The sequence below is a fragment of the Endozoicomonas sp. YOMI1 genome (genome assembly GCF_024606345.1).
GTDB lineage: Bacteria > Pseudomonadota > Gammaproteobacteria > Pseudomonadales > Endozoicomonadaceae > Endozoicomonas.
The window spans coordinates 1-9,726 of record NZ_JAHHPM010000154.1 but is presented as its reverse complement, the minus strand read 5'-3'; the positions used below and the strand labels follow the sequence as shown (position 1 = coordinate 9,726).

The 9,726-nt window shown below is 49.1% G+C and carries 11 protein-coding genes; 9 read left to right on the top strand and 2 right to left on the bottom strand.

Annotated elements, in window-relative coordinates:
* Positions 1–61 precede the first annotated feature (61 nt).
* Positions 62–838, bottom strand: coding sequence for a cyclopropane-fatty-acyl-phospholipid synthase family protein (locus KDK15_RS05390; protein WP_257294342.1), 777 nt, complete (start codon positions 836–838; stop codon positions 62–64).
* Here KDK15_RS05390 and KDK15_RS05385 point away from each other — a divergent pair.
* Positions 837–1,076, top strand: coding sequence for a hypothetical protein (locus tag KDK15_RS05385; protein WP_257294341.1), 240 nt, complete (start codon positions 837–839; stop codon positions 1,074–1,076). The two genes, KDK15_RS05390 and KDK15_RS05385, sit on opposite strands and share 2 nt — an antisense overlap.
* Before the next feature lie 55 nt (positions 1,077–1,131).
* Here KDK15_RS05385 and KDK15_RS05380 read toward each other — a convergent pair whose 3' ends face one another.
* A complete protein-coding gene (locus tag KDK15_RS05380) occupies positions 1,132–2,595 on the bottom strand; it encodes an ankyrin repeat domain-containing protein (protein ID WP_257294340.1) in 1,464 nt (487 codons plus the stop codon).
* Between the two features lie 348 nt (positions 2,596–2,943).
* Here KDK15_RS05380 and KDK15_RS05375 point away from each other — a divergent pair, with 348 nt between their 5' ends.
* From KDK15_RS05375 to KDK15_RS05340, 8 genes are all read left to right on the top strand, one after another.
* On the top strand, positions 2,944–3,183 hold the full coding sequence (locus KDK15_RS05375; RefSeq protein ID WP_257294339.1) for a DUF3094 domain-containing protein: 240 nt from the start codon (positions 2,944–2,946) through the stop codon (positions 3,181–3,183).
* Between the two features lie 135 nt (positions 3,184–3,318).
* Complete coding sequence (locus KDK15_RS05370) at positions 3,319–4,632, top strand: NAD(P)/FAD-dependent oxidoreductase (protein WP_257294338.1); 1,314 nt, start codon at positions 3,319–3,321, stop codon at positions 4,630–4,632.
* 567 nt (positions 4,633–5,199) lie between these two features.
* A complete protein-coding gene (locus KDK15_RS05365; RefSeq protein WP_257294337.1) occupies positions 5,200–6,756 on the top strand; it encodes an ABC transporter substrate-binding protein in 1,557 nt (518 codons plus the stop codon).
* Positions 6,710–6,994: a hypothetical protein gene (locus KDK15_RS05360; RefSeq protein ID WP_257294336.1), complete on the top strand. Its 285-nt coding sequence runs from the start codon at positions 6,710–6,712 to the stop codon at positions 6,992–6,994. Before KDK15_RS05365 ends, KDK15_RS05360 begins: the two co-directional genes overlap by 47 nt.
* 10 nt (positions 6,995–7,004) lie before the next feature.
* Positions 7,005–7,799 (top strand): ABC transporter permease, encoded by a 795-nt coding sequence (locus KDK15_RS05355; protein ID WP_257294335.1) that lies wholly within the window; start codon positions 7,005–7,007, stop codon positions 7,797–7,799.
* Positions 7,774–7,983 carry an ABC transporter permease subunit gene (locus KDK15_RS05350; RefSeq protein WP_257294334.1) on the top strand — a complete coding sequence of 70 codons (210 nt, stop codon included), beginning with the start codon at positions 7,774–7,776 and terminating at the stop codon, positions 7,981–7,983. Before KDK15_RS05355 ends, KDK15_RS05350 begins: the two co-directional genes overlap by 26 nt.
* An 18-nt stretch (positions 7,984–8,001) precedes the next feature.
* Positions 8,002–9,432, top strand: coding sequence for an ABC transporter permease (locus KDK15_RS05345; RefSeq protein WP_257294333.1), 1,431 nt, complete (start codon positions 8,002–8,004; stop codon positions 9,430–9,432).
* A complete protein-coding gene (locus KDK15_RS05340; RefSeq protein WP_257294332.1) occupies positions 9,432–9,665 on the top strand; it encodes a hypothetical protein in 234 nt (77 codons plus the stop codon). The genes KDK15_RS05345 and KDK15_RS05340 overlap by 1 nt, the downstream gene beginning before the upstream one ends.
* Positions 9,666–9,726 lie beyond the last annotated feature (61 nt).

Sequence of the window (9,726 nt, the reverse complement as noted above, 5' to 3'; positions counted from 1 at the left end):
CATACCCTGAATAAAGACTGTGCCAATCACCCTTCGTCCGTGCATCCTGAGCGGAAAAGCATCACTCTTCAGTTTCTACCACCCCCTTCCCCGAAGCGGTGAAAGAATAGCTACCAGACTCACGGCTACCGGGCGCCATAATCGTCAGGACTTCAGTTGCCGACATCCTTTCCTGCAGAAAAACCTCCGCCTCCCCCCACTCAAAAGGCACAGTGAACTGATCAGTCACCTTAAACGCCTGCTGGTGAAGAAATGGCTGCAGCGCATAGCTGACGGTAATAATCTTGATGCCAGCAGGCAGTTCAGCCAGGCGCTCTGCCAGCCCGGTAATCACCTGTTCATCAAGGTTTGAGCCATATAGATAAATGATGGATGCGCCTTCCAGTGGAGAGATCATATAGTCTTTACAACGAACATCAATGCCATGCAATCGCATACGTTGGCTGGTGCGCTGCAAACGCCAGCAGAACAGTGGAATCTGCTCGATAGCGGTAACCTGACAGCCCTTAACCCCCTGCAACCAGATACTGGTAAAACCACTCCCGGCACCAAGCTCAAACACATGATCATCCGCGGTCACGCCAGATCTTTCTGCAATTAACTCCAGACTGGTCAAGGGCGTTTCACCATAGACATAAATGTTCTCTGCCTTGATACGACGCTGGTAACGACGACTGACCGCGTAAGGACTATCCAGCAGATAACTGAGCTTCAACCATAACCATGGAAAAGCAAACCGTGGGTGTCTGCCATAGCGCTTCAACTCCCTGAAACTCTGTCGCCATTGATAACACCATTGCCTGAAAGCCAGTAAGAACAATTCCCTGTTAAACGCCATGCCTCTGCCTCTGATCGAACGTGATTTCGAAGGTGCCCTGCCCCCTTATATTAATACCAGCCACTTCCCGGAACGCAAAATACTTGATGCCACCATTACCGCCAACAAATGGCAACGGTACCAGCCAGGCTTCATACGGGATGGTTCGGTTATTAACGTTAAGGGAGAGAGTGCCGGTGTTGGACAGAAGGCATTTATTCGGGATGAGATAAAAGGGACTGCGCCTGAGCCAGTATGAAGTGGAGATTTGAAACAATCCACATTCAAGATCCGACTCCGGTTTCCCTATTTTATCACTGTATAAGACAGGCCTCTTTATTATAAAGGCCCCCTTTTTTTCTAAGAAGTTCATCGCTCTCTGGGTGATTATACTTCCAGGCCAGGTCGCGCGCCGTCCAGCCATCTTCTGTCTGCTCATTGACATTGATGCCGTCAGCCTCCACTAACGCCTTGACGGTGTCTGCACTGGCGTATCTGGCAGCTGAATGGAGAGGCGTCCAGCCACGGTTATCCTTCTCATTGACATTGATTCCTCTAGCGGCCAGTAACACCTTGACGTTCTCTGTGCTGTCTTCCCAGGCAGCTAAATCAAGGGCCGTCCAGCCATCGTTAGACTTCTCATTGAGATTGATGCCTTTAGCGTCCCGTAACGCCTTGACGGTGTCTGCACTGGCGAATCTGGCAGCTCTGTGAAGAGGCGTCCAGCCACCGACATTCTTCTCATTGATATTGATGCCGTCAGCCTCCACTAACTCCTTGACGGTCTTTGTGTGGCCATTAGTAGCGGCAAAGTGGAGAGCCGTATTGCCTAAACCATTCTTGTCATTCACTTGGATACGACGCGTACCGGAGTTGTTCAGTAATACCTTGACGGCCTCTGTGTGGCCACAGCAGGCAGCTAAGCGCAGAGCTGTATTGCCATAGCTATCAGTGGCATTGACATCCACTCCCCCGGTTTCAATCAGCTTTTTCAGCCATTCGGGATGGCCCATGGCAGCGGCGATATGCAGTGAGGTTGTGCCTTTTTCATCGGTTGCATCGATGTATATCGAGATGATCCGGCTAATGAAAGCTTCCATAGTAGCATCTTTGCTGTCAGGAGTGCCCAGTACGGTAGTAATATCCGCACCTTTGCTGATTAGAACTTTCCGGACCTCACTGTTTCCCTTCAGGACAGCGATATACAAGGCACCGTAAAGGTCTTTCGCGCCCTCGTTAAGCAACAGTTCAAGGCACTGCGTTTTCCCCCACCTGGCGGCTTCGCGCAGGGCACCGTCAAGGTCGTTTGCTCCCACGTTGATCAAGGGTTTAAGGCACTGCGTTTGTCCCTGCTCGGCGGCTTCGCGCAGGGCGCCATTAAGGTCGTTGGCTCCCATGTTGACCAGGGGTTCAAAGCACTGCATTTGTCCCTTCCCGACAGCTTCGTGCAAGGCGCTATTAAGTTTGGCCGGGTTGGGTTTGGTACGGCAGTAATTAAATATCTCGCTTTTGCAATAAAGTGATTCGTCTTGAAGTTGTCTCTTATCGTTCATACGAATCAATGGCAGTGCTATGTCCCTGCATACACATGTGCGTTCATCAAGTTTTACATTCTGCCCATCAAGCCATTCGGTGTTGCATTTCAAGTGGCAAGCGTCTCGTGCCGGGCAAGAGGTTTTGACCAGTTCAAGCCCTCCCAATTGTCCACTGGGATACCCATCTTCCTCACAGACAGGGCAATTGTAGGGTACATCTGCCGCAATGCCGGCACTATTCATTGCACTAGCCTGCTTTATGACTCAAGATTGTTAACTAGACAAAAATCAGCAGAAAAAATTCCATAAAAAACAGAATTTTTAACAAGACGATTGTCGTTAAAATCCCCGAGTCAGGCACGAACCTGACCGACTTGCACCAGGCAGGGAACGTTTGCTCTCCGGAATTTAAGTGATGGGCTCAACAAATAGCTGGTAGCTGTTCAAAGCCCTGTTAACTGAATGACATGGGTATTCACTGGTTTTGCAAATCCGGCCGAAAAGGTTGATAAACCGGTTAAAAACCCTACTATCGCTTTCCGCTGATCTCAGAATGTACTATGTTTTGGCTGAAGAAAGGGAGTTATGACCATGAGCCAAAACACTTCAGTACCTGTCGCCGATAAAAAGCACATTGCCCATTCCGCCCAACAATCCAAGCGGCTTTATCCCGAAGACCAGCAGCGGGTCGATCAGTATTTACAGGAAGGGGTGAATGAAGTCGAGCGTTCGCCATTCAAGCCTCTGCGCCTGATGGTCTGGCTAACCGTTGTTATTGTTGTTCTTGGTGTTTTAAGCCGGATCATCGGCTACCTGGTTTTACCTTCCTGAGAGGATGACCTGCAACCAGAAGACCAGAAGAAAGGTTGAACAGCCCTGAACAGAAAATTCGGCTCTCCTGTGAAACAATAACGGCACTCATAACAGCCATATCTACATAATTAATAGAAGAAAACTGGAATAAATGTGAATAACGAACTCCATAGAATCGTGATAGTTGGTGGTGGTGCCGGGGGACTTGAACTGGCCACCGCCCTGGGCAGGAAACTCGGAAAAAAACAGCGTGCTGAAATCACGCTGGTTGATGCTCATAATACCCATTTCTGGAAACCGCTCCTGCACGAAGTGGCCGCTGGCTCCCTTAATGCCTTTGAGGATGAATTAAGTTATCTGGCACAGGCCAAATGGAACCACTTCAAATTTATTCCCGGCAGGATGGAAAGCCTGAATCGCGCCGAAAAGTCCATCGGACTCAGCCCCGTTACTGACGCCAGTGGTCAAGAGGTGGTGCCTGCCCGCACCCTGACCTACGATCAGCTGGTTATTGCGGTAGGCAGTACCGCAAACGACTTCAATACACCCGGTGCCAGAGAGCACTGTCTGTTCCTGGATAACCGTCAACAGGCAGAAAGAATCCACACCACGCTGATAAACCACTATCTTCACGCGCAAGCCTGCCGCAACGAAACCACCAGGCTTCGAATTGCCATTATTGGCGCCGGTGCCACTGGCGTGGAGCTGGCCGCAGAACTCCATTTTGCCGCCATCGAACTGGCCCGCTATGGACTGGATGCCATCAAGCCAGAAGATTTGGAAGTGACCATCATTGAGGGGGGAGAAAGAATCCTGCCGGCACTACCGGTTCGCATCAGCAGTAGTGTTCACAAGCAGTTAGACAAAATGGGGATTCGGGTAATGACCCGGCAGCTGGTGAGTGAAATCAAGGCTGACGGCGTAACCACCCGTGATGGCGAGTTTATTGAATCCGACCTGAGAATCTGGGCAGCAGGGATCAAAGCACCTGAGTTTCTGTCTAATATAGATGGTCTGGAAACCAACAGGATCAATCAGCTGGTGGTTCGTCCAACACTGCAAACGACCCTTGACGATCAAATCTACTCAATGGGCGACTGTGCCAGCTGCACCCTGACCGATAGTAAAAATGAACGTATCACCATTCCTCCCCGTGCCCAGGCAGCCCATCAACAGGCTTCCCTACTGGCCAAAAGCCTGATAGCACAAGCCAATGGCTCCACAGCGCTGGAATTCAATTACAAGGATTACGGCTCCCTGATTTCCCTGAGCCGATTCAGCGCCGTCGGCAATCTGATGGGTGCCATTACCGGCGACATGATGATTGAAGGAACACTGGCCAAATGGTTTTACATCAGCCTGTACCGAATGCACCAGATGACGCTCTTTGGCAAGCTGAGAACCGGGACATTGATTCTGAAAGATCTGATCAGCAGAACAACCCGACCGCAGCTTAAACTCCACTAATAAAAAAGCCGCTGGCAAAAATCACCAGCGGCTATTAAAACGATACAATTTAAAGTGATCTGCCAAAATTGTGGAGCAGTTTATTGCTCTGCAGTGCTTACTGGACATCCAAATCTGAAAATTGACACGACAGGCGTCCTCCCATCGCACAGGAAAAACTGTTTTCCAAACCTTAAGCTGCTGCTTTCAGAGTCGAGAATCAAACGACTTTTACCCTGAACCAGATTTTCAATTGGTTGTGTTTTTGGACGAGAACTAGCCAACTGCGGTTAACAAAGGCTTTTAACCTGCAGTTTTTTTATAACAATCCTACACCATCAATCTTTCCTATTTTGCACCATATTTGTGCAACCCGGTTCAAGCCTGCACAATTAAACGTCATAAGCCGTATTATCAATTCAAAGGTGACGAGCCAGGGACAAATACGTAGAATTCTTTAGCTAGCAGCTGATTAGCCAACACCGCTGTATCTGGAAAATGTATGCGTTTCTGGCTCAACACCTGCATAACGCATGGCAAACAAAAGCCCACTGGCTCTGACCACCGATAACAATAAAGAGAAGAATCATGCCGCAAAGCACCACTGCAAAGTGGGCCGCTATTCTGACTGCAGCTGTACTGCTTTCGGGATGCTCGGGGCCCTGGAATGACCCGAATCCCCCGGTGGATTCAGAAGAAGTTACCTACTTTGGCAGTTTCATTACCCGTCCTAAACATCTGGACCCGGTCCGTTCTTACAGTTCAGAAGAAAAGCTGTTTATTGACCAGATTTATGAGCCACCACTGCAATACCACTTTCTCAAGCGCCCTTATGAGCTGGAGCCTGCTACTGCTGCAGCAATGCCGACGCTGGAGTTGCTTGATGAAAATTTAAATCCGGTATCGGAAGACAGTCAGGATATTGCTTTCAGTCTTATTACCATACGACTAAAGCCGGGTACTATGTACCAACCACACCCTGCGCTTGCAGAAGACGATCAGGGCAAACCTGTTTACCTGTTTAACTCTGCTGAAGAAAGTGAACAGTACACATTGCTCAGTGACTTTCCTGCCACCGGTACCCGGGAACTGAAAGCTGACGATTACATCTATCAGATCAAGCGGATGGCCGACCCGGTCAACAAGTCACCTCTGCTCGGTTTGATGACCGATTACATCGTGGGTATGAAAGATTTTGGTGCATGGGCCAAAGAGAACAGACAGGAAGAAGAGTGGCTGGACCTTCGCACTCATCCCATGGAAGGACTAACCAAGGTGGATGACTATACGTTCTCCATTCGCATTGAAGGCATTTATCCTCAGTTTCAATTCTGGCTCGCCATGCCTTTCTTTGCGCCTATCCCCTGGGAAGCCGATCGCTTTTACCACAGCCCCGGATTTCCAGACCGCAACTTGACGCTGGACTGGAATCCCATCGGTACCGGCGCCTTTATGATGACGGCGAACTCACCCAATCGTGAAATCGTTCTGGAGAGAAATCCGAATTTCCGAAAAGAACTCTACCCTTCTGATGGTTCTGGCGATGATCAGGAAAGAGGCTACCTGGCCGATGCTGGAAAACCACTGCCGTTTATTGACAAAGCCATTTTCCGCTATGAAAAAGCGGCCACATCCATGTGGAGCAAGTTCACTCAAGGTTACTACGATCGCTCCGGTGATGGCGACCCAAACATCAATACGGCCACTTTTGACCAGGCATTTACTGTTGGTCCAGACGGCCTCGAGCTGACGCCGGAACTGGAAAAGCGCGACATTATTGTTGATGAAGAAATCCGCCCATCTCTGTTCTACACCGGCTTTAACATGGCCGACTCAGTCGTTGGTGGATATACAGAAGATAAGCGAAAGCTACGCCAGGCCATTAGCATTGTTTATAACGATCAGGAGTACATTGATATTTTCCGCAATGGTATTGGACAGGTTGCCCAGGGTCCCATCCCACCGGGCTTATATGGTTATGCCGAAGGTGAAGCGACAACGAACACCTATATATTTGACTACCCGGAGTTTGATCGCTTATACGACAAAGTAAAAAAAACTGACCAATGGGCCAGAGCGGCTGGACGCTATCAATCAGATGGTAGCTATTGCCCAAAAAGACAGCCCATGGATCTGGGGTTTTAATAACAAAGAGTATTACCTTTCCAACCAGTGGGTATACAACACCAAGCGTCACGGTATCAACCAGGGAACATTGAAGTACCTCCGCGTTGATCCTGTTCTCAGAGAACAAAAACAGAAAGAGTGGAATAAACCTGTTGTCTGGCCTCTGATGGCCAGTATCGGCTTGTTATTCCTTTTGGTCGTTCCTGGTGTCAGGGCTTATCGCCGCAGGCAGAAACTGACGATTGATGCTTTGTAGAGATAAAAATATGTTTTCCTACATAATTAGAAGACTGTGCTACGCCATTCCAATTTTGATTGGTGTAAATCTGCTGACATTTGTTTTATTTTTTATCGTCAACACGCCTGAAGATATGGCAACGGCTCATCTTGGGGATAAATACGTAACCGAAGAAGCGGTACAGGAATGGATCGCAGAAAAAGGCTATGACCAACCCCTTTTCTTTAACGGTGACGCCGGTGGACTGGGTACACTCACAGACACCATCTTTTTTAACAAGTCGTTAAAACTGTTTGCTTTTGATTTTGGCACTTCCGATGCCGGTAAAAGTATTCAGTCCGACGTTCTTGATCGTATGGGGCCAAGCCTGGCACTGGCTCTTCCCACCTTTTTTATCGGGATCTTTGTGAACATCTCGGTAGCTCTGATGGTATTGATGTTCCGTGGCAGCAGCCTGGACCGTTTTGCGGTGATGGTATTTGTTACCCTGATGTCCATCTCCTATCTGTTCTACATCATTTTCGGCCAGTACTACATGGCGAAAATGTCCCGCCTGTTCCCGGTATCCGGATTTAATGACGGTATAGACGGCTGGCGCTTTCTGATATTGCCCATTGTGATTGGTGTAATCTCCGGTATTGGCGCCAGCGCCCGGTGGTACCGCTCACTGTTTATCGAAGTATCAGGACAGGATTTTGCCAGAACAGCACGGGCCAAAGGCGTCAGTGAGGCGGGCGTTCTCTTCCGGGAATATTTTGCCCAATACCATGCTGCCAATCCTCACCGGGGTGGTGGTTGTGATTCCAGTGTTGTTTATGGGTAGCCTGGTGATGGAATCATTTTTCAGTATTCCGGGCCTTGGCAGCTACCTGCTGGACGCTATTCGTGCACAGGATTTTGCCATTGTCAGAGCGATGGTCTTTCTCGGCTCCGTTCTTTACATCACTGGTTTGATTCTGACCGACATTTCCTACACCTGGGCAGACCCACGGGTTCGATTGAGCTAAACAGAGAGGGACGTAATTATGGATTTCGAAATCGGACCCGGCCTGTTTGGTGAAGGCTTTATGTGGACCATTTTATGGAGTGATGTACTGATCTTTTTGCTGGTCGGTGCAATCTCCATGTTCGTCGCCTCCTTTCGGCGTAACCCCCAAAACATGGAACTCTGGCGACAGGTGTTCTCCACCAGACTGGGCATGGCAACCTTTGTCATCATCATGTCCTATTTGGTGATCGCTTTGGTGGACTCAGTCCATTTCCGAAAAGCACTGCCTGCAACAGAAGGTCAGAGCAGTGAGCAGGTGTTTTACAGCAATGATGTGAACAGCCTGTTGGATCTTGCCCTTGGTGAAATGGGTAATCGCCCTGAACGTACCTACTCGGCATCTTTTGCCCTGAAATCATGGAATAAGGAAAACCTGTTACTGCCTGATGGTGAGCGGATTCGGGATTACCCGGAGCTGGCCCATGCCGGTGCTCATCTGGCAAGCCCGGATTCATTTGTTAATGATGTCGCTATTAACTCACTGATCGGAATTGGTAAAGGTTTGGCTGTTGCTCTGGCACTGATCGGCCTTCATGCCTTATGGTTGGGTAAAAGCCAGTCTGCCAGTGTTGGTGATATGGGTCCTCTGCCCTGGAGGTCAGCCTGGATTACCTTTGCCATTATCATGGCGGTACTTGGCTGGTTGATCACCATAGGCAATCTTTACCATGTTCTGGGCACTGATCAGGCCGGAAACGACACGCTTTTTGAAAGCCTGAAAGGCATTCGGACCGGCGTATTGATTGGCACACTGGTCACTCTGATCACCATGCCTGTCGCTATCAGCCTGGGGCTTGCAGCTGGTTACTTTAAAGGCTGGATCGATGATGTCGTGCAATATATTTATACGACTCTTATCTCTATTCCCGGTTTGCTTTTGATCGCAGCATCCGTTCTGCTGTTTCAGGTCTGGATCAATAACAATCCACAGTTCTTTGAGATTGGCCTGGAAAAAGCCGATGCCAAGTTCCTGGCACTGTGCTTTATTCTGGGTATCACCAGCTGGACCACTCTTTGCCGTCTGTTGCGAGCAGAGACACTGAAGATCAGTCAGCTTGACTACGTTCAGGCCGCACACGTCTTTGGTGTCAGCCATTTACAGATTATCAAACGGCATATCCTGCCCAACCTCAGCCATATCATTATGATTTCCTTTGTACTGGACTTCAGTGGTCTTGTACTGGCTGAGGCTGTTCTTGCTTATATTGGTGTGGGTATTGACCCTGCCATGGCCAGCTGGGGCAACATGATCAATATGGCTAGTACGGAACTGTCCCGTGAGCCATCTATCTGGTGGAACCTGTGCGGTGCATTCTTTCTGATGTTTACCCTGGTGCTGTCCGTCAACCTGTTCTCTGATCTGGTTCGTGACGCGTTTGATCCAAAAACCAGACTGGAGACCGCATAATGACGGCAACAATGACAGAAGCACGATCCACTGCCTACGTTCAAACGGCCACCAGTGGACTCACTATAAAAAAGCAAACAGTCGATAAGTCGCTGGCGCTTTCCGTCAGCAACCTGAATGTTCGCTTAAGTCATAAGCCATATACGGCCATTTTGAAGGATGTCAGCTTTGACCTGAAAAAAGGTGAAGTTGCAGTTGAAATAAAAAGCAACGAACGCAACAAGCCCTGCTAGACTTGCCCTGTGCAGGTCTTTTGGTCGCAATAATACAGTCATTTCCCTGTTTCCAGGGTGG